The following is a 25,398-nucleotide window of genomic DNA, read 5'->3' as shown; positions in this document are numbered from 1 at the left end:
TCCCACCGCTTCGGCTACACGTAGGCAGTACACCCCACAGCCAGACCGCAAAACTGCAGGTCACACCCCAACCCGTCACCAAACCAGGGGGAACTACGGATTAGCAGGCCGGGTCGAGGTATTGACCACGCACGGATTCAGCGGATACCAGACCCGTCGCGACCGATCAATTACCCGAGGCCACCACCGTGATGGGAACCTTCCACGTCGTCGAGCGGAGCGCCACCCACTCGACCTATGCCGGCGACGCGTCCGGCAGCAGCACCATGGGGCGCCGTGGCCGCAGCGGACATCCGTTCCTGCGCCAAGATCGGTTTATGCGAGCAGCGGCCAGATCGCGCCGGCAAAGATGCCCACCAGCACGCTCAGCGCGGCGGTCATCACCGCAGTCACGGCGGACCATCGGTTGGGCGAAAATGTTTGGCCGGCTGAGTCTTCGGCGCGCTGCTGGATCGACGGGATGATCCAGCGCAAGTAATAAAACAGGCTGATGAGGCTATTGGCGAACACGGCCACGGCAAGCCAGGCTTGGCCACCGTCCCACGCCGCGGTGGCGGTGGTGAGCTTTCCGACGAATACCGCCGTGGGCGGGGTACCCACCAGGCCCAGCAGCGCGACGATAAGAGCCGCGGCCAGCCAAGGCCGCGCTCGTGCCAGGCCGCGATAGCTGGATAACTCGCGCTTACCTGGCAGCGCGGTGGTCACTGCGAAGGCAGCGCTGTTGGTGAGGGTGTATCCGCCAAGGTAGAACAGCAGCGATGGGACCGCTAGGTCGCTGCGGCCGATCACCGTGATGGGAACGAGCAAAAAACCGACTTGGCTGACCGTCGACCAGCCCAGTAGCCGCCTCGGATCGTGCTGCCAGTAGGCGGCCAGGTTGCCCAGCGTCATACTCGTCACCGCGAACAGCGCGACGAGCAGCGGCCAGTGCACCGTGGTGGGAAATACCGTCGCGAGGCGATAGACCGCGATCAGGGCTCCGATCTTGGGCACGGTGGTCAAAAACATCGCCGCGGTTCCGTTGGCGCCTTCGGCGGAATCGGGAACCCAGAAGTGGGCCGGCACGCTGCCGGCTTCGAACATCAGGCCGGCCAGGACAGCGACGATCCCTGCCGCAACAACCGCCGCCGGCGCGGCCCCGAGCCGCCCGGCCAATTCGTCGTAGCCGGTGGCGCCGGTTACTCCGTAGAGCACAGATATGCCCAGCAACAAGACAATTCCGAATAACGCACCCATCAGGTAGGCCTTCATCGCCGCCTCGGCCGCGGTGGCGGTGCGGGGCAAACCGATCAGTCCGTAAAGCGGGATGCTGGTGAGCAGGTAGCCGGTGGCCAGGACGAGCAAGTCTGTCGCACCCGCCATAACCAGCACTCCGGCGGTGGAAAACAGCACTAGCGCATAGGTTTCGCTTTCCCGGGCCGAGCTGCGGATTTCGCCGACGGCCACAGCCATGGTGAACAGCGCGCCCGCGGCCGCCAGTATCCGGGCCACACCGGTGGGGGTGTCGACGCAGAAGGTGCCCTCGAAGGCGGTCCGACGTGGGCCGACTGCTTCGACGGCCGCGGCAGCGATGGCTGCGACCAGCACCGCAGCGGCTAGGCCCCCGGTCCACCACTGCCGCTGGCGCGGCACGAAAGAACCGATGCTCAACACCGCGAGCCCCCCGCCGAACAGCAGCAGCTCGGGCACCATCACCAGTGGCCGCATTTTGGCTATCTCCCCACGAACGACACAAGTGCGCCGGCGGCCGGTTCAATGATGTCGAGCAGCGGTCGCGGAAAGACTCCGATCGCCACCGACAGCACCAGTAACATTGCCGCTGAAAGCAATTCGTGAAGGTGCACATCGGAAAAGCGCCGTGAGCGGCCACGAGTCGTGCCGGTGAAGATGCGCTGCAGTGCGCGCAGGAACAAGGCAGCGGTAATCAGGATGCCCGGCAGCATGATCGCGGTGACCGGAGCGGTGGCGATGCTGCCGGCAAGAATCTGAAACTCGGCAATGAACCCCGAAAAGGCGGGCAGGCCAAGCGAAGCAAATGCCCCCACGGCGAAAAGCACGGCCAGCTTGGGCGCCGGGCTGGCGAGCCCACCGTAGCCATCCAGGTCGTAGCTGCCGGCCCGGTCGTAGAACACCCCGGCAACCAGAAACAACGCGGCGGTGATCAACCCATGGCTGACCATCTGCGTGACAGCACCGGTGACCGCCACACTTCGGGCAGCAGCAGAGCTACCGCCGATCAGCCCGGCGGCGCCAACCGCCACCACGATATAGCCCATGTGGTTGACCGAGGTGTAGGCGATCATGCGTTTGAGGTTGTTCTGCGCCAACGCAACCAGCGCGCCATAAAGCACCGATACCACGCCGACCGCAATGATCACCCACGCCCAGGCGCGCCATGCCTGGGGCAGCATGGGCATCGCGATGCGCACAAATCCGTAGGTGCCCATCTTCAGCAGCACCCCGGCCAGCACCGCCGAACCGATCGCCGGGGCGTCGGTGTGCGCGGGCGGCAGCCAAGTATGAAACGGCACGGTCGGGGTCTTGACTGCTAAGCCCAGCAAAACCGCCGCCAACACCAGCCCGCCGGCCAGTGGCCTGCCGGAAAGCGGTGCGGTAGAGGCGATTTCTACCATATCGAAGGTGTGCGGCCTGGCGGCGACGTAAAGGCCGATGAAGCCGGCCAGCAGCGCCAACGAACCCAGGAACGTGTAGAGGAAGAACTTCATCGCCGAACGCCCGGCATCGCCATGGCCCCATCCGATGATTACGAAATACATTGCCACGATGGACAAATCGAAGAAAACGAAGAACAAGATCAGGTCGGCGGAAACGAACAGACCCTGGCTTACCGTCTGAAGGAACAAAAACAACGCCACCTGCTGCCGTGGCCGGTCACGGCCGCGCAGCCCATAGAGCGCGCACGCGACAAAAATCACCGCGGTCATCGCCACCAAAGGCAGCGACAGGCCGTCGACCCCAATGTGGTAACTACTGTTGACCCCCGGTATCCACCGCGTACGCTCCTCGAACGCCAGTGCGTTTTCCGCGCGCGCCCGGTATCGCACCCACACCACCCCGATCAACGCCAAATCCGTTGCGGTGACGGCCACCCACAGCCACTTGGCGAACATCTCGCCCAGGCGCGGCACCAGCACTAGCAGTGCCGCGGCGAGCGGCAGAAAGACGATCAAAGTAAGCACATTCACCTCATCGCGGCCAACAGCATTACCGCAGCCACGAATATCACGACCCCGGCGAGGTAATACCGGTGCAGCAGGCCGGTTTGCGGTCTGCGCGCCAGCTCACCCAGGCGCCGCATCGTCGTGGCCACGGCTTCCACGGCACCATCGATCCCACGAACGTCGATCCGGGCCACGCGCTGAGCGATCCGCAACACGCTCCCGGCGGCTGTCATCACGGCCCGGTCGACGATCTGGTCATCGAAGCGCGCCAGTCCGCGGGCAACGCTCATCGTCGGTGCGACGACGAGCACCTGGGCAGTGCGCTCCAAGCCGAGCCATGCACTGGCCCACCCCGGCTGCGGCGCCCACCAGCGCGCCACCGCCACGACAATGGCGATCGCCAGCACGGCTGACCCCACAAGCTCGGCAACCGTCGCGCGGGTGAGTGTCGGGTCGTTGACGGCACGGCTCAGAATCGTGCCCACCGGGGGCAATGCCAGCACACCCAATACTGAGGCGCTCATGGCCAAGAAAACGAGCGGAATCAGCTGAAAAGCGTTAAGACGCTTTCGGTCTCGCGGCTTCCCGCTGGTCGATCGCGAACGCCACATGACGACGAGAATCTTTCCCGCGTAGGCCGCCGAGAGCACCGATGCGAGCAACCCGACGAGGTAAAGCCCGATCGAATGGTGCAGCGCCGCAGCCAAAATGGTGTCCTTGGTCGCCCACAACGACAGCGGCGCGACCCCTGCCAACGTCAACGCTCCCACCGTGGCACACCAACCGATCACCTTCCAGCGCCGGGCTACTCCCCACAGGTCATCGAGTTGTTTGGTGCCCAGCAGCGACAGCCAGGCCCCCGCCGCCAAGAACAAACCTGCCTTGGTGGCGGCATGGGCGACGAGCTGGGCCGCACCACCACTGACCGTACCCAGCCCCGCGGCCATCACCACGAACCCCAGTTGCGCCGCGGTCGAGGCGGCGAGCAGCTGTTTGAGATCGCGCTGGGCCACCGCGACGGCACCAAGCAACACGGCGGTCCCGGCGCCGGCCCATACCGCTGCGGTAGCCGCCCACCCAGTGACCGCCAGCAGGGGCTGCACCCGTAGCAACAGGTATCCCCCCATAGCGACCATCGCCGCCGAATGCAGCAGCGCGCTGACCGGACTCGGACCTTCCATCGCCCGCGAAAGCCAGAACGAAAACGGCAGTTGCGCCGCCTTACCCAGCGCCGCAACCAGCATCCCGGCAGCCACCACATGGCGCCAGCCCCCGCCGGTGGCCGGTAAGCCGGCCAGCGACAGTCCCGCGCCGCCGGCAAGCGCAGCGCCCGCGGCAAGGTAGAGCCCCAGATCGGCGGTGCGGGTAGTCAGGAACGCGGTCAGCCCGGCCGATACCCGATACTCCTCAAGCCACCAGAAGCCGATCAGCGCATACGACGCTGCCCCCATCACTTCCCAGGCCAGCAGCAAGGTCGGCAGCGTCGCGGCGGTCGCCGTCACCAACGCCGCAGCAGAGAACACCAGCATCAAACCGTGAAACCGGCCCTGGGCGGCCCGGATATCCCCCATTGCGAACAGCAACACCAGCAACGTCACCGCGGCGACGGCAGGGACCACCGTCGCCGCCAGTGCGTCGGCACGCAATGCAAAATCGACGCCCGCCATGAACGCCACACCCACCGCCGGCCGGGTAACCGCCACCACGATTGACAGCACCACCACAACCGCCGACGTCAGCACCGAAACCACCGCGGCCGCCCGCCCTGCGCGCCAGTTGAGCAGCAGCGCGGCACCTGCCACGGCAGGAACGCCGACCAACAACCACAGCGACAGCTGTGCCGGAGTCATCATCGCCGGACTCACCCGGACAGATCCGTTGCCATGTCAGTCATGTCGGTGCCACGCTCGCGGTGCAAGAGGGTGGCGACAGCGAAGCCCATTGCCATCTCCACCGTCATGGCGGCGATCACCACCAGCAGCAACACCTGTCCGGTCGGTACAGGCATAACGAACCACCAAAATCCGGCGGCCGCGAGGATGACCGCATTGATCATCAACTCCAGGCCCATCATCACCATCACGACCACCTGCTGGGACAGCGCACCGTATAGCCCCACGCTGAACACCGCGGCCGCCATCAACAGCACAGTCTGCAAAGTCACCGCCCGATACCTCCTGGCTGCGGATCGAAGGGCCGGCGTTTCAGGTCATCGCCGAAGCGGTCATAGCGCGTTCGATGCGCTGCCAGGACGGTCGCCGACACAATGGTGGCCACCATCACCGGGCTGATCACGGCCATGACCAGCATCTGCGGGCCCATCAGCGCCTCACCGAGGGCCGCGGTGACGCCCGGGGCCGGCTGTGCACGGCGCGACGGCCAGTCGGTCAGCACTATCCCGGCTGCTAGCACGACAAAGGTCCCCACCGCCGCGACCAGCGCCCACCGTTTGTCGTGCACCATGCTCATCGGCATCAGCGCCGGGTTCATGCCCATGAACATGACCATGTAGACGGCCATGATGGCCATCTCCATCACCATCATCAAGATGGTTACCACCCCCACGTAGTTCTGCTGCATCAGCAGCACGGCCACTCCGACGGCCACAAACGACACCGCAAGCGCGTAAGTGGCCCGGGCCATCGAATTGACCCGGAACACAGCCGCCCCGGCCAGCACGGCGATCACCGCGACGACCCAGAACACGATGTCGATGATCACGTGTTAGCCCCTCCAAACGGCCACGACAGCCACGACCAGGTCTTGCACCATGACGGCCGGCAGCAGCGCCATCCAGCCGATCTCCATGAACTTGTCCGGGCGAAGCGCCGGCACCCGTCGATGCAGCCACACCAGCACGGTCAGCACGGCCACGGTCTTAACCAACACCCATGCCCAGTCAGGCAGCAACGGCCCGGCACCACCACCGAGGAACAACGGCACCGCGAAGGAAGCGCCGGCACTGAGAAGCAGGTAGCGCCCGGCCTGAAAGGCCAGACGGTCAACGCCGCTGAGCTCGGCGCTCACTCCCCCGGCGATATCGGCACCAAGCGCCGGACTGAACGGGCCCCACACCGCAAACGCGACCACACCCAGGCAATAGACGCCGAAAGCGACCGGCATCCACACCGCGAACCACAAGCCATGCTGGGCTGCGACCACCGTGCCCACCCGCAGGCTGTGCGCCGCGACGGCCGGCGCGACGAGCGCGAACATCAGCGGCAGCTCGTAGCCAAGACCGTGGGCCAGGAAACGATACCCGCCGACCAGCGAATGCGCGGAATTCGGTCCCCACCCGGCCAACCACACCAACGCCCACACCGACACGTCCATGGCGTTAAACCAGACCACACCGACGTCGAGGTCGAACAAAGTCCAATGCCCCAACGGCACAACCGTGACCTTCAACAAGGCGACGACGATCAATCCGGTGCCACCGATCCGCCATAGCAGCGCGTCGGCCGCCACTGTGGCGCGACGGCGTTGCCGCAGCAGCCGGGCAACCTCCGACAGCGGTGTAGTCACCGCGCCGGCGCTGCCTCGTCTACCTCGTACGCTGAGCAGGGCGTCGACCGTCGCCCCATAAAGCCCCAAACAGCTCAGCAATACGGCAGCGCCCAACGCCCATATGCCGGGGACCACCGTCACCGCCTCAACCATGGCTGCACGGACCCGTTGCTGTGATGTCGATACCCAAGCTGGCCACGACCAATCTGGCGGTGGCTACTTCCAGCCCACACACAAACCCCGGCAAAGCGCCGCTCACCGCCGAGAAGTCAGCACGAATTGGGCTGGCCGCTAGCCCATTCGATAACGCAGCCAGCGCGTGATCGACGCGCGCCAAAAGCCGATCGTAACTATCGCCCGCCAGCGCCGCCGGCAGCCGGTACCGCTCAAGGTCACCGACGCTCAACGGCGCCAGATCCCGCAGTGACCACCGCAGCAACCAGGACCGGCGCAGCGTACGCAGCAATCTTTCCAGTTTCAGCTGGGCATGGTCCACCGGCGCCGATTCATCCAACAGCAGGTCCCTGATCTGGCGGGCGTGGTCGGCCGCCGAGGGCCACCCCGCCAATGCCAGCAGATCAACGATGTGGTCGCATTCTCGCGCCGCCACCAACGGCGCGGGTTGCTCTGCCGCCGGCACGAATACGCTGCGGTCAGCATCAATGGCCCAAGCTTCGGCATCGGCGATCACATCGCCCTGCAATGAGCATCTGAGCACCAGACCCGACGGCCAATGCGCAAGAACCGGACCAAGACTGAGGTGCAGCACATCCATCTCGAGTCCATCGCGGTCCTGGCCGCCCTCGGCAAGCGCAATCCCCCGCGGCGCCATGTCCATCCCGGGGTGGTCCATGTGCTGATGGCTGCCATGGCCCATGTCGTGGCCGGTTGAGTGATGGTGACCCCCAGGCGATTCCGCAGCAGCGGAGCCATCACCAAGCCACCGGTCTACAGACCGGGATCGCTGCGCTGCGTCGCGTCGCTGGCGCCTGGTATCGAGTAGCTCTGTGGCCGCACGATTCAGCGCCGAATCCACCGCCTCCGCATCACCGACCTCGATACGGGCCCGGGGTCCGGGCATCTGATCCCAAATCAGATCAACGTTTCCGGCGAATTCGGGACCTCCTCCGATGCCGCAGACCGCCAAAACGTCGGCATCGGCCGGTGAGAGCGCTGGGCACCATCCCAGACTGAGCATCCGGCGCTCGACCAGTGCTCGCAACGTCCAGTCTCCCGGCGCCTCCGCCAACAAGACATGCGTGCGCCCGGCCGCGCATCTGGCCAGCACATCACCTATGCCCATCGCAGCGCGCCTTCTCGCCACGCCCACACGACGACAATCAACAGCGCGCCCAAGAAAAGAAACATTTCGGTGACCGCACTAGCGCCCATCTGCGCCACGACCACCGCCCACGGGTACATGAAAAGCATTTCCACGTCGAACGCCAAGAAGACGAGCGTCGCCAGATACCAGCGTGCGTGGTATCGCGACAACGCATGCTCCTGCGGCGGCCAACCCGACTGAAACGGCAACGACACCAGCGCGTCTGGAGCTACCGCGGTGAACCGATGCACGAGATGGATCGCTGAAATGCCGGCCAGGGCGACCAGCAACATCGATGCCACACCGGCATACATCGCGAGCTCCTCTCACATCAGGCTTAACACAGCAAAACCCTGCCTCCAACGGCCTGTCGCGTGGCCGCCCGCTACGCCTACTTAACACCACATACCCGTCGGGTTGGCCGCGAAACTCGACAATGCCTCGGTCACCAGCCATGACCGGACGCACCCTGATCGCCTAGCAACTGGCATGTGGGTGTCGTCCTTCGGTAGCCGGTCGTTGCCAACGATCCTGGTTTCAGAGCAATATTCGTGCTTGCACAGGTATGCATCGACTCGGGGGCGTGAACCGCCCTGGTTCTGGTGGAGACTCGGGTTATTGGATTTCGACCTGGGGTTGGTAGGTCCGTTTCGTAGCGAGCTCGACGTCGGCGATGGTTTTCCACGGGCTGGTCTGGGAGCCGGACCGTCGATGAGTTCGGACTTGCAGTAGCCGTTGACCGTTTCCGCGAGGGCGTTGTCGAAGCTTTGACCGACGGTGCCGATAGAGGGCACCGCGCCGATCTCGGCGAGCCGTTCATCGTATCGAATGGAGGTGAATCGAGACCCGGCATCGGAGTGACCGCAACCCGCCAGCATCTTTCCTCTCGACCACCACCGGGCCTCTCGATACCGTCGAGGACCATGCTGGTGCGCATGTGCGAAGCGACCCGCCGGCCCACGATCATCCGGCTGAAGGCACCGATGAGAAAGCACACGTACGCCACGCCGGCCCAGCTGGGCACGAACGTCAGATCGGTCACCCACAGCTGGTTGGGTGCAGTGGCGGTGAAGTCGCGGCCTACCAGGTCAGGATGGCGTGGCGCTCCGGGATCGAGTTTGGTGGTGCGCACCCGTTTGCCGTGGCGGTTCGGCGATCCCGGCGGCCCGCATCAGTCGAGCGACCTGGTCGCGGCCGATATCGTGGCCCGGCGCGCCGTGCCGCTTTCCGCCGCTTGTGAGCACCGTAGACCCGGTAGTTTTCTTGCCATAGCTGCGTAAGCACAGCTGTCATGACCGCGTCACTGCGGGCCCGGGCCGAGGGGCTCGGGTCTTGACCGCGTAGTAGGTGCTCGGGGTCACCGACACTCCTGCGCTGCGCAGGACGGTGCAGATGGGCTCGACCCCGAATTGGTCGCGGTTGGCGCGCGTCGATGAATGCCACTATTTCTTGTGTTGGTGGTCGGGCTCCGCCCCGAAGAAACTACCGGCCCTCTTCGGTATTTCGTTGGCGCGCTTAAAGATCTCGGTTCTCATGTTCGAGCTCCTTGATCCGTTACGCTTCGGAAGTCGACACTCCCGGGGCGTACCCGTCATCGATGTCGGCCTAACGCACCCAGGCCCGCACCGATTCGACGCCATACCCAAGTTCGCCGGCAACCCGGTGCGCCGTCCCGCGCCCGGAGCCCACCTCGGCACGCATTGCACGCACCATCCGCACCGCACCGGCCTTCTCCTCCGGGCTATACCGACGCGACGTCGGCTTTCCAGGATCCCTGTTCCTTCGGCATAACTGCATCCTCGTTTCCAAGGTCTGAAGCTCGACATTTCCCAGGGCAATTCAGCCGCTGCCACCTGGGCGAACATCTCATCGTGGGTGCCATCCAGTGACCAGCGATGATGGCGTTTCCAGACCGTTTCCACACCGTTTTCCACGGTCCGAACTCAGCAGGCAGGTCCCGCCACGGGCTCCCGGTACGGAACCGGCACGCGATTCCTTCCAGGATCAACCAGTGATCACCAAACCGTCTGCCGCGCTTGCCGCCATGCGAGGGCATCAACGGCTCAACGACCGCCCAGAACTCATCAGAAATAACACCCATCCGAGTCACCGGCCAATCCTGAAACGTCAGCGCCTCGAAATCCACGACCAACTCGGAAAACACCCCGTCCGGCGGCTTCTGTCCCAACCAGTCCGCCACGAAATTCAGCACACCCTACGGATTTCAGGCTCGGGCGTTCGAGCGTCTGCTCACTGTTGTGACGATTTGGTGCCGTTGAAGCGGACAAGCAAGGGGTTGTGGCGCAGGTGAACATCATTGAGCGGAAGTTTGTGCAGCGTCGGCCCGAGCTCGCCATGGCCGATGAGTCGGTGGGGTGCGCCTTCCAGGCGATGCAGTATGCGGGTGGGTCGCAGGGACAGCAGATCGTAGCCAATAAGGCCCCCGCCTGGGCGAAGAACACGCACCGCTTCGGCCAAGGTCTGTTCCCAGGTAACAGTGTGGTGGAGCATGATAAACGTCAGCACAGTGTCAAAGGTGTTGTCGCCGAACGGCAATGCATTGGCGTCTGCCTGCAAAGCGGTGGCGCGTGAACCGAATGGCGCGAGCCGCCGTCTCGCCGCCGCGACCATGGTCTCGTCGAAGTCGGTCACTGTCATCCTGATATCCGGATAGGCGGACAGGATTTCTGCGGCCATCGCTCCGCTGCCGGCTCCGATCTCAAGGACATTGCCCGCGGGGGTGAGTCCCTGCAAGGCCCAGGGCAGTACGGTTCGACGGGTAAAGGCCCGCCAGGGAGTGCTCCGGCAGAATGCGGATTCGATTCTGGACATGGTAGGCATACCGCCTTGGCTCCTTTGCTGTTCGGCGAGCAGGGTCGGGGGCCAACCCCCGCCGGTCAGGGACCGCGCTGAGCGGATCCAGGGACTGCTGCGGCCTGGCTCCTCGACCGTCACCATGACACAATACATGTTCAAATCTGAGACTTAACTGTCTCAACTATCATACGTGTATGTTTCAAAGTCAAGACCAACCCGCCAACAGCGAACACATCGAACCGCGGCTTGTCGACGCCACAGCCGCCGCCATCACCCGCTGGGGCCTTACGGAGACCACGCGTGAACGTATCGCGGTCGAGGCCGGTATATCGCGTGCGACGATGTACCGTAGCGGCGTCACGCGCGATCAACTCGTCGCTGCCTTGACCGCCCGCGCTGCCCAGACCTTCCGCACAGCGATTTGGCCCGCGCTCACCGGGCGGGGTTCGGCCGCAGAACGGTTGCGGGCCGCCCTCGAAGCGATGTGCGCGGCCGCGGAACAACATTTACCCCTGCTGGCCGGGATGTTCTCGGCCGAGGGCGAGGTCTTCCACCGGCCCGGCCCTAATGCGCTCACCGTCGATGTCTTCGCCGAACCGTTCGAGCGTCTGCTCCTCGACGGCGCCGCTGACGGAACTTTGCGCCGTATCCCGGAGACCGTCACCGCCACTGTGTTGTTCAACATGGTCGGCTGGGGCTATATCCACTTGCGCAGCAGTCACCATTGGGAACCCGAAATTGCGTGCCGCAGCGTCATCGACTTGGCTCTCCATGGATTGCTCAACATGGAAGGCCGCCCATCGGAAGCGCTTTGATCCCGAGGTTGCCTCGTATGTCGGTTACCGCGTCAGCGCCGCTGAGAGACACGGCACTTATCCGGCAAGCTGCTTGTCGACAACGCTGCAATGCACTCACGGGCCATCCCATCGTCACGGCACTGGTGTCGACCGCCACGGGCGGTCTGCTCGGCTTGCCGGAATGCATTGCGCTATCTCTGGCGGTGCTGCCGGTGTGTGGATTGCGAGGATCAGGATTTGGCGGGGTCGATCGCCAGCCGGTATCCGCGCTTGACGACGGTCTGGATCGCGGACGGCGCGCCCAGCGCCGAACGCAATCTGGTCATTGCGGTCTCGACGGCGTGTGTGTCTGCCCCGCCTCCTGGCAGCAGTGCCAGCAGTTCCCCGCGCGATACCACGTTCCCGGGGCAGGCCATCAGCCGCCGCAACACTGCCATGGCGGACGGCGGCACGGTCCGGACGTCGCCGTCGACGGACACCGTGGCGCTGCGCACGCTGATGTGATGTCCTCCGGCAATGAAATGGCGTGCGTGACGCGGAACTTCGTCACCGATCAATCGCGCCAGTGCGCCCAGCCGGTAGCGATCGGGGTGCACTGCCGGCACGCCCAGGCGGCGCAGTGGCGCCGCCGTGACGGGACCCACGCAGACCGCCGCAACATCATCACGCAGCGACGTGACGAGTTCCGCGACACAACCGAGCGCCTTGGCGCGCTGCAGCATTGACGCCACCGCCGGCGCGCTGGTGAAGCTGACCGCGTCGACTTCGCCGTGGACAATCATCGCGATCAGCTGATCCATCGGCCGGCTGTCCTCGGGCGGTTCCCAGCGATACACGGGCACCTTGATGACGTCCGCGCCGGCCGAAGTCAGTGCATCGCAAATGTCGACGTCGGGCTCCCACTCCGAGGCCGTGCCGTGCAGCTGCACCGCGATGCGCAAACCCGCCGCGCCGTCTTCCAGCAGCCGATCGAGCACCTCGCGGGAGGCTTCGGATTGCGGACTCCACTGCTCGCACAGCCCGGCCTGGCGAACAGCGCCGCGCGCCTTGGGTCCCCGGGTGAGGATGCGTGTCGACGCGAGCGCGGCGATCACGTCGTCGGCGACCCCCCAACCGTGTGCGGCCTCGATCCAGGCGCGGAAGCCGATGCCGGTGGTCACCAAGACCACATCTGGCGGGTTCTGCACCAGTAACGTTGTGACACAACGCAATTGGATGTCGTCGACGAGCGGGATGATCCGAATGGCCGGGGCGTGCACGACGGCAGCCCCACGGCGTTGCAACAGCGTGATGAGCTCGTCAGACCGGCGCGCCGCCGTCACCCCGATGGTGAATCCTGTCAGTGGCTGACTTGGGGGTTCACTTCCGGGCGATTTCAACGATTCCATCGGTCACCCGCACGTCGTAGACCCTCAGCGAGCGAGATTCGTCATCGAGGCAGCGTCCATCGTTAACGGAGAACACCTGTTTCAGCAGCGGCGACGCGACGGTGGGTTCGCCGTGACGGTCGCCGATGATGCCGCGCGACATCACTGCCGCCCCGGCAAACGGATCGAGGTTGCTGACCGCGGCCAGTGTCCCGTCTGACAGCAAAAACAACGCTACCTGCTCAGCGCCGGGCAGCAGCACGGCAACCCCACGTCCGGCCAGCAACGAGTCCAGCGGGCACGCCTTTGTCCAGACGCGGGCATCCGCTCCGATGACGCGCGGCCGTTCAATGAGTACGGTCATCGCTTGCTCCTCCCGTCGGTATTAATTGCATGTTGGGCATGTTTCCTGGTCATTAAGCGCCCATTAAATGCCGGCTTTCGGTGTGTCACCGATCCGTGGTGTGCCCAGTAGCACCGGCACCTTCCGCGGCCCGCTGTCGTCGAATACCACGGTCGGGTCTGGCTGGTCGGGAGCGTTGACGAACGACACGAACCGCGCAAGTTTCGTCTGGTCGGCCAGCACACCCGCCCACTCGTCGGAGTAGCCGGCGACGTGCCGCGCCATCGCCGCCTCCAGGTCCTCGGCGATGCCCAGCGAGTCCTCGCAGACCACCGCGCGGATGTGGTCGATGCCACCGTCGATGGTTTCCTGCCAGACCGCGGTGCGCTGCAACCGGTCGGCTGTGCGGATGTAGAACATCAGGTAGCGGTCGATGTAGCGCACCAGGGTCTCGTCGTCGAGGTCGCCGGCAAGCAGCTCAGCATGTTTGGGGGTGGCACCACCGTTGCCGCCGACGTAGAGATTCCATCCCTTCTCGGTGGCGATGACTCCGACATCCTTGCTGCGCGCCTCCGCGCATTCCCGCTGACAACCCGAGACACCCATCTTGATCTTGTGCGGCGAGCGCAGCCCGCGGTAGCGCAGCTCCAACTCGACCGCCATGCCCACCGAGTCCTGCACGCCGTAGCGGCACCACGTCGACCCGACGCAGCTCTTCACGGTACGCACCGCCTTGCCGTAGGCGTGCCCGGATTCCATCCCGGCGCCGACCAGCCGCTGCCAGATCGCCGGTAGCTGTTCGACACGCGCGCCGAACATGTCGATACGCTGTCCTCCGGTGATCTTGGTGTAGAGCCCGAAGTCGCGGGCGACCTCGGCGATGGCGATCAGCTTCTCCGGGGTGATTTCGCCACCAGGCAGTCGCGGCACCACAGAGTAGGTGCCATTGCGCTGCAGGTTGGCCAGGAAGTGGTCGTTGGTGTCCTGCAGCGCCGCGGATTCGCCGTCGAGGATGTGATCGGACGACGTGGACGCAAGAATCGATGCGACGGCCGGTTTGCAGATGTCGCAACCGGTTCCGGTGCCGTGCTTGGCTATCAGGCCGGAAAATGTGCGCATGCCGGTGGCTTGGACGATTTCGAACAGTTCAGCCCGTGACTGGGCGAAGTGTTCACACAGCGCCTTGGATTGCTCGACGCCCTGGGCCGTCAACAGCCTCTTGAGCATCGGAACACAACTGCCGCAGGATGTTCCGGCCTTGGTCGCACCCTTGATCGCGGGCACGTCGCACGCGCCGTCGACAATCGCCGCGTGGATGGTGCCCTTGCTGACACCGTTGCACGAGCAGATCTGCGCGTCGTCGGGCAAGGCGCGGATGCCCATCTCGGCGGCGGCTGGCGCGATCAGCGACGCCGGGTCGGCCGGCAACGGGCGGCCGACCAGGGGACGCAGCGTCCCGTAGGCAGTCGCGTCGCCGACCAGAATTCCGCCCAGTAACGTCGAGGCATCGTCGGAGACAACGAGTTTGGCGTAGGTGCCCTTGACGGCGTCGTTCAGCACGACCTCGAGGGCTCCCTCGCTGCTGGCATGTGCATCGCCGAAGCTGGCCACATCGACACCGAGCAACTTGAGTTTGGTCGACAAGTCGGCGCCGGGGAACTCGGCGTTGCCGCCGAGCAGTCGGTCTGCGACCACCTCGGCGGTGGCATTGCCGGGCGCGACGAGCCCGTAGCAGCGTCCCTCGATGGCCGCCACCTCGCCGACTGCGTAGATAGCTGGATCGCTTGTCCGGCAGGTGATGTCGGTAAGCACCCCACCGCGTTCGGCGATCTCCAGACCGCAGCTGCGGGCCAGTTCGTCACGTGGTCGTACACCGGCGGAGAACACCAGCACCGCGGCGTCGACGGTCTCGCCGTCGGACAACGTGACTCGCAGCCCGCTGCCATGATTTTCGATCGCTTCGATCGCAACCGTGGACACCCCGGTGTGCACGGTCAAACCCAACGCGGAGACGAGGTTGCGCAGCACCGCGCCGCCGCCCTCATCGACTTGAAGCGGCATCAGCCGCGGCGCGAGTTCGACGACATGAGGGCTCAACTCCAATAGCCGCAACGCATTTGCGGCCTCAAGTCCCAACAGCCCCCCGCCGACCACGACGCCGGCGGCCCCGGGTGCGGCAGCCCCGACCGCCGCGCGGATCGCGTCTAGGTCATCGAGCGTGCGGTAGACGAAACAACGATCCAGATCATGGCCCGGGATCGGCGGGACGAACGGGTACGAGCCCGTAGCCAGCACCAGCGCGTCGTATCCGATCTTCGCCCCCGCGGAAGTGGTGACGGCGCGAGCGTCGCGGTCGATAGCGGTGACCCACTCACCCACCCGCAACCGCACCAAACCATCACCCGCGTAGTCGTTTCCGGCCAGCGCGAGTGCACTGCGATCCCAGTTGCCGACATAGGATGACAACGCGACCCGATCGTAGGCAGGCGTCTGTTCCTCGCATAGCACGGTGACATTCCACCTGCCGTCGCGGTCGCGATCGCGTAGCGCCTCAACGAATCGGTGGCCCACCATCCCATGGCCCACAACAACAACCGACTTCGGCGCGGGCATCACGCCGGTGCCACCGCCTGGACCGCGGTCTTCGGGGCGGCCGCCGTGCTGGGCGTGCGTACGTAAGCGAACCAGGTGATCGCCGCGCATAACACGTAGAAGCCCAGGAAGACCCAGAACGCCGTCGTCGCCGACTTCGAGGACGACAGGTACGACGCCCGCAGCACAACATTGATACCGACGCCGCCGAGCGCCCCGATAGCCCCGGCAATCCCGATCAGCGCACCGGACATCCGACGCGACCAGTCCACCTTCTCGGCCTGGCTGAAACCGTCCATGCTCTGCGCCTTGGCGTCGAAGATCGACGGGATCATCTTGTACACCGAGCCGTTGCCGATTCCCGACAGGACGAACAGCGCGACGAACCCCACCACGTTGGCGGTCAGAATGCCGCCCGATAGCCCCCGCTGCATGGCATCAGCCATCTCGCCGAACACCACGAGCCAGCCAGCCGCGGCGATCATCGCGGCGAAGGTGTACAGCGTGACCCTGCTGCCACCGATGCGGTCGGACAGCCAGCCGCCGGGTGGCCGCGCGATCGAGCCCAGCAGTGGCCCGATGAACGCGATCTGCGCGGCGTGCAGCGCCGCCTGGCCCGTCATCGCCGGGGTCGCGCTGCCACCATGAGTCGCGTTGGCCAAGAACGTGATTTGCAGTACCTGGCCGAATGCGAACGAAAAGCCGATGAACGAGCCGAACGTCCCGATATAGAGGACCGCGATCAGCCACGAATCGCGGTATCTCATCACGTCGATCATCGAGCGGCCGTTGGTGCGCTGGTTGGTCAAGTTGTCCATGAACAGCGCGGCGCCCACCGCAGCGATCGACAGGAGCACCAGATACACCGCACAGACCAAATGCGGGGAACGATTACCGACCGTGGCGATCACCAACAGCCCAACGATCTGGATCAGCGCGACGCCCACGTTGCCGCCACCGGCGTTCAGACCCAGCGCCCAACCCTTGAGCCGCTGCGGATAGAACGCGTTGATGTTGGTCATCGATGATGCGAAGTTCCCCCCGCCAAGACCGGCGATCGCCGCAACGACCATGAATGTCGTGTAGGACGTGCCGGGATGAGCCATGAAATATAGCGTCAACGTCGTTGGGATCAACAACACCAGCGCGGAGAACACTGTCCAGTTGCGGCCGCCGAACGTCGCGGTCGCGAATGTGTAGGGCAGCCGCAGAACCGATCCCACCAGTGTCGGCATCGCGACAAGGAAGAACTTTCCGGCGGCATCGATGTGGTAGACATTCTGCGGCATGAACAAGACCATCACGGACCAGATGGACCAGACGGAGAATCCGACGTGTTCGGCGAAGATGGACCAGATCAGGTTGCGGCGCGCGATCCTCGCGCCGCCGTGGTTCCAGGCGTCGACGTCTTCGGCGTCCCAGTCGTCAATGGTGTGTTGGCGCACCTGTAATGGCATGTCACCAGCGTAGGAAAGTGTTATTGCGGCAACGCTTCCTGCAATGACCTGCGTGCTACAACCTGCTCACAGGACGGCCGCCGAAGACGGTGAGTTTCGATAGGCAGCCGTCTCACACCCATCGGCTACGCGCGGGCGGCGCTTCGGGCGCAACCCAGGCTTTTGCATAGCGGTTGCCGGATGCCTTCTGCGGGTCGCGGCTGCGGTAGACGAGGTCTGGACGCATCAGGTATCCGATCGGTGCACTGAACATATGCACCAGCCGTGTGTAAGGCCAAACACCAAGCAGTGCAAGAACGATCAGCGCATGCACCTGAAACGTCCACGGCGCTTCCGCCATCAGCTCTGCCGCCGGGTGCACCGAAAACAGGCTGCGGAACCACGGGGACACCGTCTCGCGATAGTTGTAGCTGGCGAACACGTTGGTCAGCGTGTTGAGCATCCCCGTCACCAGCGCGCCCACCAGCAGTAGGTACATCAACTTGTCGCTGCGGCTCGTTGCTTGACGCACTTCGAGGACCGTAATACGCCGGTACAGCAAAATTCCGAGTCCCGCCACGACCGCGAACCCGGCCAGCGAGCCCATTGTCACGGCCATCAGGTGATACACCCATTCGGGAACCCCGACCGCCGATGTCCAGGATTCGGGGATCATCAGGCCAACGACGTGACCGCCGAACACACCGAGCAGGCCGAAGTGGAACAGCGGGCTGCCCAGCCGCAGCAGCCGGCGCTCGTAGATCTGCGAAGAGCGTGTGGTCCAGCCGAACTGATCGCTGCGGTAGCGCCAGATATGGCCCAGCACAAATGATGTGAACGCGACATACGGCGCAGTCATCCAGAGCAGGGCGGTCATCGGCGGCCTTCCACCGTCAGCGGATCCATTACGAACGGTTCAAGGCCGACGTCCTCGTCCGGCGGCCCATCGGCGGCCAGCTCAGCGATGCGGCGCCGGTCGGCTGTGCTGATCGGCGGCAGCGTCGCTAGGATTGCAGCCAGGATGTCCGCGTAGCCGGAATCGCTGTCCTGCAACGACAGTCGCAGCAACTCCAGAACGGGCACATGCTCGGCCAGCAGCCGTTCACCCCGCAGCGGGTCGACCGTCGCAGCGAACTCGAGCACAAGTGGCAGATAATCGGGAAGTTCACCGTCGGCCGGCTGCATCCCGGCCTGGCGATAGGCGTGCTTGAACCGCAGCAGCGCCATGCCGCGCTTGCGGGTATCGCCGTAGGCGTAGTAGGTCAAGTGTAGGCTCGCCCGCCGACGCATATCGAACGTTTCGACATACCGCGCGGCGAACTGCATCGGATCAGCGGAGCTGAACCCACGCAGGAAGTCCAGTATTGGCCCGCCCACCACATCGGGCAATTCGATTGCGGCAGCAGCCAGTTGATCGGACATCGCGAGGATCTGCCGGCTGGGGTAATCCAGCAGCAACGCAGCGATGCGCCACAGCAGCCGCACATCACGGTCCGACAGCGCAGCGCTGCGTTCCAGGCGCCGAGTCAGCGTCGGCATCTTCATTTTGTCGGCACCAGCCCATCGGTGCTCTTGCCGTCCCAGTTGAGCAGGTTGACCGTTCGAGGCTTGCCGCCGTTGCCATTGCCGTTGGTGAGATGGAACTTGTCGGCCATGGCATCGAACGCCGTCATCCCCGGGCCGCCGTCATTGTCGAGGCTGCATCCGGTGGCCAGCGCGTCGAGGCGGTGTGCGTCTGACCCTGCGCCGCTAGGGATCACGTAGCGGTCGGCATACTTGGCAATCGCCAGCAACCGGTACATCGACTCGATCTCTTCACCACTCAGCCGGACCGACTCCGGGATCGTCTCGTCGAACTCCTCGCCCAGGTTCGCCGCGCGCATGTACGAGCGCATCGCCGCAAGCCGCTGCAGCGAAAGGCGAACCGGGCCAACTTCGCCGGCGGTGAACAGCTCGGCCAGATATTCGATCGGGACGCGAAGGGCGTCGATCGCGCCGAACAAGTTGTTCTTGTTCTCGCCGTCGTGTCCGGTGTTGGCCAGGATGTCGACGACCGGGGACAGCGGCGGGATGTACCAGACCATGGGCATGGTGCGGTACTCCGGGTGCAGGGGCAGCGCCAGCTGATAGTCGACGATGAGCCGGTACACCGGCGAATTCTGGGCCGCCTCGATCCATTCGCTGGAGATCCCGGCGCGCTCGGCCTCCGCGACCACCCGCGGATCGTGCGGATTGAGGAAGACCCCGAGCTGCGCCGGATACAGGTCCTTCTCGTCTTGCACCGACGCCGCCGCCGCAACCGCATCGGCGTCGTAGAGCAGCACCCCGAGGTAGCGCAGCCGGCCGACGCAGGTCTCCGAGCACACGGTCGGAATGCCGACCTCGACGCGGGGGTAGCAGAACGTGCACTTCTCGGCCTTGCCGGTTTTGTGGTTGAAGTAGATCTTCTTGTACGGGCAGCTGGTGACGCACTGCCGCCAACCGCGACACCGGTCCTGATCGACCAACACGATGCCATCCTCGCTGCGCTTGTAGATCGCGCCCGACGGGCACGACGCGGCGCACGAGGGGTTGAGGCAGTGCTCGCAGATACGGGGCAGGTAGAACATGAACGTCTGCTCGAACTCAAGGCGGACCTTGGCTGAAATTTCTGCCACCTTGGCCAGCAAGGGATCCCGACCAACCTGCTCGGGCCCGCCGCCAAGGTCGTCATCCCAGTTCGCACCCCAGGTCACCTTGGTGTCCTGGCCGGTGATCAGCGACTTGGGGCGAGCCACCGGTGTGGTGTCCATGGCCGGTGCCGACAGCAGGTTCTCGTAGTCATAGGTCCACGGGTCGTAGTAATCCGACACCGTGGGTAGATCCGGGTTGGCGAAGATGTTGAGCAGCCTGCGCAGCTTCGACCCCGACTTGAGCGTCAACTTGCCGCGCTTGTTGAGCGTCCAGCCGCCCTTCCACTTTTCCTGGTCCTGGTAGCCGCGCGGATACCCTTGTCCGGGACGAGTTTCCACGTTGTTGAACCACGCGTATTCCATACCGCCACGGTTGGTCCAGGCTTGCTTGCAGGTGACGCTGCAAGTGTGGCAGCCAATACACTTGTCGAGGTTCATCACCATCGCGAGTTGAGCCATGACTCTCATGGTCAGTACTCCACTTCTTGCGAGCGCCGCCTGATCGTGGTGACCTCGTCGCGCTGGTTTCCAGTGGGGCCGTGGTAGTTCAGCGCGAACGACTGTTGGGCGTAGCCCCCGATCAGGTGCGACGGCTTGATCATGATCCGGGTCAGCGCGTTGTGGATACCGCCGCGCTTACCGGTCTTTTCGGTACGCGGCACGTCCACCGCCTTGTCCTGCGCATGGTACATGAACACCAGGCCCTCGGGCATGCGGTGGCTCACGATCGCGCGCGCGTTCACCACACCGTTGCGGTTGGTGCATTCGATCCAGTCGTTGTCCTTGACGCCGATCTTTGCCGCGTCCACATCCGACATCCAAATCGCTTGCCCCCCACGGGAAAGCGTGAGCATGTACAGGTTGTCCTGGTATGCGGAGTGGATGGACCACTTGGAGTGCGGGGTCAGGTAACGCACCGTGACGGAGTTGCCGGCCCTGTTACCCACAACGGGTTCGTCGAACAGCGCCGTCATGTCCAGCGGGGGACGGAAGATCGGCAACTGCTCCCCCAGTTCGCTCATCCAGTCGTGATCGAGGTAGAAGTGCTGGCGACCAGTCAGCGTGTGCCATGGCTTGAGCCGTTCGGTGTTGATGGTGAACGGTGAATACCGGCGGCCCCCAGTCTCCGTACCGGACCACTCCGGCGATGTGTTGACGGGCACTGGCCGAGACTGCGTGTCGGCGAAGCTGATTCGTCGTCCTTCGTTCTCCTTGGCAAGGTCGGCCAGCTCGATGCCGGTGCGCCGCTGCAGCGCCTCGAAGCCCTCCACGGCCAGGCGCCCGTTCGTCGTTCCGGACAACGCCAGAATCGCCTCGGCGGCGTGAATGTCCTTGGCCAGCGACGGCCGTCCCGCGGCGACCCCGGAAGACGCCGCACCGTTGACGCCTCGCAGATGTTCGACCTCCGCATCGGGATGCGTCGTCACCCCCTTGGTGGTGAGGCCGACCGCTTCGACCATCGGCCCCAACGCCGCCATCTTCTCGGCAACCGCCGAGTAGTCACGTTCGACCACAACCAAGCGCGGCATCGTCTGACCCGGAACCGGTTCGCATTCGCCAGCTTTCCAGTCCAGCACTCGCCCGCCGGGCTGTGCGGTCGCGTCGGCGCTGTCATGCTGCAGCGGCACCGCGACGATGTCGTTGCGCTTCCCGAGGTGCTTCTCGGCGAGCCAGGAGAACCCGCGTGCGATCCGGTGGAACGCCTCGAAGTCGGTCTTGGTCTCCCACGGCGGTGAAATCGCGGGCGAGAACGCGTGGACAAACGGGTGCATGTCGGTGCTGGACAGATCGTGCTTCTCATACCAGGTGGCGGCGGGCAAGACGATGTCGGAAAACAAAGTGGTGCTGGTATTCCGGAAATCCAACGACAACAACAGGTCCAGCTTTCCGGCCGGCGCCTCGTCACGCCAGCGCACCTCCTGCGGGCGCACCGCATCCTCGTCGCGCGCGGCGACGTTGGAATCGGTGCCCAGCAGGTGTTTGAGGAAGTATTCGTTACCCTTGGCCGACGAGCCGAGCAAATTGGACCGCCACACGGTCAGGCAGCGCGGGAAGTTCTCCGGCGCATCCGGATCCTCGCAGGCGAACTGCAGATAGCCGGACTTGAGCCCATCGACGATGTGCGCCGACGCATCCTTGCCCAGCCGGGCCGCCTCATCGGCCAGATCCAGCGGATTTCGGTTGAACGTGGGATAGCTCGGCATCCAGCCCAGCCGGCTCGCCAGCGCGATGTTGTCGGCTGCCGTTCGGCCGGCAAACCTACCTCCGGCCAGCGGGGAGGCCATCGTTTCCGACGTGAACCGGTCGTAGCGCCACTGGTCGGTCGACAGATACCAGAACACGGTGCCCTGCATCTGCCGCGGCGGCCGCTGCCAATCCAACGCGAAAGCCAGCGTCGACCAACCCGTTACCGGTCGGCACTTCTCCTGGCCGACGTAATGCGCCCAGCCGCCGCCGTTGACCCCTTGGCAGCCGGTGAGCATCACCAACGTCAGAAATGAGCGGTAGATCTGGTCGGAGTGAAACCAGTGGTTGGTTCCCGCGCCCATCAGAATCATCGACCGGCCGCGCGAACGTTCCGCGTTGTCGGCGAATTCGCGCGCGATCCGTTCCACCGCCTGCGCGGGCACGCCGGTGATCGGCTCTTGCCACGCCGGCGTGTACGGCTGTGTCGCATCGCCGTAGCCCGTCGGCCAATCTCCGGGCAGGCCGTCGCGGTGCACGCCGTATTGCGCGAGCAGCAGATCGAAGACGGTTGTGACTCGTTGGCCAGCAATGATTCTCGTCGGCACCCCGCGCGTCAGGATGCCGGGCCGGTCGCCGTCGAACCGCGGCAGTTTGACCGCCGTCATGTCGCTGTCGGCGCCGTGTAGCGTCAGCAACGGGTCCACACCACTCAGATCGAGGTTCCAGTGACCCTCGCCGGAAGCCGTGAACCGGTATCCCAGCGAGCCGTTCGGCACTACCGGGTTGCCCTGGGCGTCGAGCAGCACCGTCTTGGAGGAGGCGCCTTCGCCGGTGTCGCCGAGATCGGCTGCGGTGAGGAACTTTCCGGGCAGCCAGTCATCACCGCGCCGGGTCAGTGTGACCAGAAACGGCAGATCCGTGAACCGCTTCACATAGTCGGTGAAATACGGGGTCGTCCGGTCGATGAAGAACTCCTTGAGGATGACGTGCCCCATGGACATCGCCAGCGCGGCGTCGGTACCCGGGCGTGCCGGCAGCCATTCGTCGGCGAACTTCGTATTGTCCGCGTAGTCGGGCGAGACCACGATCACCTTTTGGCCGCGATAGCGCGCTTCGGTCATGTAGTGCGCATCGGGTGTCCGGGTGACGGGAACGTTGGAGCCCCACATGATCAGGTATCCTGCGTCGAACCAGTCGGCCGACTCGGGCACATCAGTCTGGTCACCGAACACCTGCGGCGAGGCCACCGGAAGATCGGCATACCAGTCGTAGAACGACAGCATCGACCCGCCCAGCAGCGAAATGAACCGGGCCCCAACGGCATGGCTGACCATTGACATCGCCGGTATCGGCGAAAAGCCGGCGACCCGATCGGGGCCGTAGCGTTTGATGGTGTGCACGTGCGCCGCGGCCGCGATCTCGGCTGCCTCCCACCACTCGGCCCGAACGAAGCCGCCCTTGCCGCGTGCCGCCTTGTAGCGGCGGGACTTCACCGGATCATCGACGACGTCGGCCCAAGCCAGCACTGGGTCGTTCAGTCGCTGTTTGGCCTCCCGGTAATACTCCAGCAAGACGCCACGCACATACGGATAACGCACCCTCGCGGGCGAATACGTGTACCAGGAGAACGAGGCGCCGCGCGGGCAACCACGCGGCTCGTACTCCGGCTTGTCGGCGCCGACCGACGGGTAGTCGGTCTGCTGGGACTCCCAGGTGATGACTCCGTCCTTGACATAGATCTTCCACGAACACGATCCGGTGCAGTTGACGCCGTGCGTGGAGCGGACCACCTTGTCGTGCGCCCAGCGATCGCGGTAGAAATCGTCGGCTGAGCGGCCACCGATCTTGTGCAGGGCACGGTAATCCGCGGAGATTTCCCCGCGATGAAAATATTTGCCAAGTCCGAGCAAGGCATCCGCGGCCGTCTGGCGATTCTGGTTCAGATCGACCATGGCGCCTCCTCTCGTACAACGCCTATCTCCCCGTCATTCATTGAGGGTAAAGGACATTTCGAGCTGGTCAAAAGAACGCACCGGCACGCGGGTGCGTTCGTGCGGTTGCTTTAACACTCCGGTCACATTCCGGTGTGTCAGGCGTGCCGTTGTGTTGCTGATGGCTGATGAAAAGCGCTGCTGGACGGCACGAGTCGTGATCCGCGACGACAACGAACCGCCTGAGCGTCACAGCGCCGAATTGAGTATTTTTCATGCCAGAAACAATTTTTTACGCGTCCGGATATGCACGCGAAACCCTTACGACCCGATACGGCCGGGCGGCCGTGCGAGTGCATCCGCTTCGCGTAGTCAACCGCTCCGACCTACCTCCCGAAGCGCAGAGTGATGGCCCGGGACTGGAAGCCGGGCACGCTGCGGCCGATGACTACCGTATCTGTGGTCGCGACCGGGCAATCCACGGCAAAGCCTTAAAAACTATTGGCCCGCGCTGGCGCGCGAGCAGCACAGTATGCCGACGACGATGATCACCCGCGCCCAGGCGCGCCAGGCCAGTGGCAGCATCGGCATCGCGATTCGCACGAAACCATAGGTGCTCATCGTCAGCAGCACCCCGGCCAGCACCGCCGAGCCAGTGGGCGGCGCGTCGGTATGCGCCGGGGAAAGCCAAGTGTGGAACGGAACCGTCGTCGCCTTGACCGCCAGACCAACCAGGATGGCCCCCAGGACCAGCCCACCGGCTAGTTGCCGGCCCAGTTCACGATCCACCCGCCACCGAGGCGGTTCATGGCGTCCTCTTCTGCCGCGCGGCGCGTGATACCAGCTCCCCCTTGGAAATTGGAGCCGTTGTAGGCGACCGCGCCACATTGCTTGAAATTAATTTAAGGTCAGTTCCACGAACATCCTTTCCGCTGATACGAGGGGGACTCGGTCCAAGACCCGAACGGCATAGCCCAGACATTCCCGAAGCAGAAGTCCGCCATCAAGCGGCTTCAAGTTCCCGAACAGATACACCAGCCGGTCCTTGAGACCGTGCCCGCGGACGACCACTCAAAATCCAGGAATCACCAAGGGGTGTTCCAGTCAGTGGTTCGGCCGTCCGCGGGCACTCACCAAACCTAAATGTCGGTGGTCCTTCGTAACATGTCAGGCATGGGTTCGGGCAGTCGTGAGGCGATCGTCGAGGTCTTCAACGCGCTCGACGCGGACCTGGACTGCTTGT

At 64.5% G+C, this 25,398-nt stretch carries 18 protein-coding genes and 4 pseudogenes; 1 reads left to right on the top strand and 21 read right to left on the bottom strand.

The features are described from left to right. Positions 1-315 precede the first annotated feature (315 nt). From CDN38_RS25545 to CDN38_RS25495, 11 genes and pseudogenes are all read right to left on the bottom strand, one after another. Entirely contained in the window at positions 316-1,707 is a 1,392-nt protein-coding gene (locus tag CDN38_RS25545) for an NADH-quinone oxidoreductase subunit N (RefSeq protein ID WP_075513159.1), read from the bottom strand. 5 nt (positions 1,708-1,712) lie between these two features. Further along, positions 1,713-3,200 (bottom strand): complex I subunit 4 family protein, encoded by a 1,488-nt coding sequence (locus CDN38_RS25540; RefSeq protein WP_075513173.1) that lies wholly within the window; start codon positions 3,198-3,200, stop codon positions 1,713-1,715. Between the two features lie 2 nt (positions 3,201-3,202). Beyond that, positions 3,203-5,032, bottom strand: a complete 1,830-nt coding sequence (locus tag CDN38_RS25535) for a proton-conducting transporter transmembrane domain-containing protein (protein WP_204903250.1) — start codon at positions 5,030-5,032, stop codon at positions 3,203-3,205. A gap of 11 nt (positions 5,033-5,043) precedes the next feature. Then, complete coding sequence (locus CDN38_RS25530) at positions 5,044-5,346, bottom strand: NADH-quinone oxidoreductase subunit NuoK (RefSeq protein ID WP_075513160.1); 303 nt, start codon at positions 5,344-5,346, stop codon at positions 5,044-5,046. Then, positions 5,343-5,903 carry an NADH-quinone oxidoreductase subunit J gene (locus tag CDN38_RS25525; protein ID WP_075513161.1) on the bottom strand — a complete coding sequence of 187 codons (561 nt, stop codon included), beginning with the start codon at positions 5,901-5,903 and terminating at the stop codon, positions 5,343-5,345. Before CDN38_RS25525 ends, CDN38_RS25530 begins: the two co-directional genes overlap by 4 nt. A gap of 3 nt (positions 5,904-5,906) precedes the next feature. Then, the gene (locus CDN38_RS25520) at positions 5,907-6,842 is read right to left on the bottom strand and encodes a complex I subunit 1 family protein (protein ID WP_075513162.1); all 936 of its coding nucleotides are present in this window, start codon (positions 6,840-6,842) and stop codon (positions 5,907-5,909) included. Then, positions 6,835-7,992 carry a hypothetical protein gene (locus CDN38_RS31320; protein ID WP_075513163.1) on the bottom strand — a complete coding sequence of 386 codons (1,158 nt, stop codon included), beginning with the start codon at positions 7,990-7,992 and terminating at the stop codon, positions 6,835-6,837. Before CDN38_RS31320 ends, CDN38_RS25520 begins: the two co-directional genes overlap by 8 nt. After that, a complete protein-coding gene (locus CDN38_RS25510; protein ID WP_075513164.1) occupies positions 7,983-8,327 on the bottom strand; it encodes an NADH-quinone oxidoreductase subunit A in 345 nt (114 codons plus the stop codon). The genes CDN38_RS31320 and CDN38_RS25510 overlap by 10 nt, the downstream gene beginning before the upstream one ends. A gap of 337 nt (positions 8,328-8,664) precedes the next feature. After that, positions 8,665-9,810 (bottom strand): annotated as a pseudogene (locus CDN38_RS25505) (IS3 family transposase); the annotation flags it as partial. Between the two features lie 47 nt (positions 9,811-9,857). Beyond that, a pseudogene (locus CDN38_RS25500) lies at positions 9,858-10,123 on the bottom strand (transposase); the annotation flags it as partial. Positions 10,124-10,263: 140 nt separating this feature from the next. Beyond that, positions 10,264-10,845 (bottom strand): class I SAM-dependent methyltransferase, encoded by a 582-nt coding sequence (locus CDN38_RS25495; protein WP_233026760.1) that lies wholly within the window; start codon positions 10,843-10,845, stop codon positions 10,264-10,266. A 179-nt stretch (positions 10,846-11,024) separates the two neighbouring features. On the opposite strand from CDN38_RS25495, the gene CDN38_RS25490 reads away from it, so the two are divergent. After that, positions 11,025-11,645, top strand: coding sequence for a TetR/AcrR family transcriptional regulator (locus CDN38_RS25490; protein WP_075513166.1), 621 nt, complete (start codon positions 11,025-11,027; stop codon positions 11,643-11,645). A gap of 212 nt (positions 11,646-11,857) precedes the next feature. Here the strand turns inward: CDN38_RS25490 and CDN38_RS25485 are convergent, their stop codons facing one another. The 10 genes and pseudogenes from CDN38_RS25485 to CDN38_RS25440 all read right to left on the bottom strand — a co-directional run. Then, on the bottom strand, positions 11,858-13,015 hold the full coding sequence (locus tag CDN38_RS25485; RefSeq protein WP_075513167.1) for a uroporphyrinogen-III synthase: 1,158 nt from the start codon (positions 13,013-13,015) through the stop codon (positions 11,858-11,860). Beyond that, positions 12,987-13,358, bottom strand: coding sequence for a nitrite reductase small subunit NirD (nirD, locus tag CDN38_RS25480; RefSeq protein ID WP_036411323.1), 372 nt, complete (start codon positions 13,356-13,358; stop codon positions 12,987-12,989). Before nirD ends, CDN38_RS25485 begins: the two co-directional genes overlap by 29 nt. Positions 13,359-13,421: 63 nt before the next feature. Continuing rightward, the gene (nirB, locus tag CDN38_RS25475; protein ID WP_075513176.1) at positions 13,422-15,950 is read right to left on the bottom strand and encodes a nitrite reductase large subunit NirB; all 2,529 of its coding nucleotides are present in this window, start codon (positions 15,948-15,950) and stop codon (positions 13,422-13,424) included. Continuing rightward, positions 15,950-17,386 (bottom strand): nitrate/nitrite transporter, encoded by a 1,437-nt coding sequence (locus CDN38_RS25470; RefSeq protein ID WP_075513168.1) that lies wholly within the window; start codon positions 17,384-17,386, stop codon positions 15,950-15,952. Before CDN38_RS25470 ends, nirB begins: the two co-directional genes overlap by 1 nt. Before the next feature lie 112 nt (positions 17,387-17,498). Next, complete coding sequence (gene narI / locus CDN38_RS25465) at positions 17,499-18,242, bottom strand: respiratory nitrate reductase subunit gamma (RefSeq protein ID WP_075513169.1); 744 nt, start codon at positions 18,240-18,242, stop codon at positions 17,499-17,501. Further along, a complete protein-coding gene (gene narJ / locus CDN38_RS25460; protein ID WP_075513170.1) occupies positions 18,239-18,910 on the bottom strand; it encodes a nitrate reductase molybdenum cofactor assembly chaperone in 672 nt (223 codons plus the stop codon). The genes narI and narJ overlap by 4 nt, the downstream gene beginning before the upstream one ends. After that, positions 18,907-20,496 (bottom strand): nitrate reductase subunit beta, encoded by a 1,590-nt coding sequence (narH, locus tag CDN38_RS25455; RefSeq protein ID WP_075513177.1) that lies wholly within the window; start codon positions 20,494-20,496, stop codon positions 18,907-18,909. The genes narJ and narH overlap by 4 nt, the downstream gene beginning before the upstream one ends. A gap of 11 nt (positions 20,497-20,507) precedes the next feature. After that, entirely contained in the window at positions 20,508-24,176 is a 3,669-nt protein-coding gene (locus tag CDN38_RS25450; RefSeq protein ID WP_075513171.1) for a nitrate reductase subunit alpha, read from the bottom strand. A 507-nt stretch (positions 24,177-24,683) separates the two neighbouring features. After that, positions 24,684-24,929, bottom strand: a pseudogene (locus CDN38_RS25445) (proton-conducting transporter transmembrane domain-containing protein); the annotation flags it as partial. Continuing rightward, positions 24,917-25,051, bottom strand: a pseudogene (locus CDN38_RS25440) (DUF4189 domain-containing protein); the annotation flags it as partial. The pseudogenes CDN38_RS25440 and CDN38_RS25445, both read right to left, overlap by 13 nt. Between the last annotated feature and the right edge of the window lie 347 nt (positions 25,052-25,398).

It is taken from the genome of Mycobacterium ostraviense (genome assembly GCF_002705925.1).
GTDB classification, from domain to species: domain Bacteria; phylum Actinomycetota; class Actinomycetes; order Mycobacteriales; family Mycobacteriaceae; genus Mycobacterium; species Mycobacterium ostraviense.
This window is presented reverse-complemented; position numbering and strand designations above follow the sequence as displayed.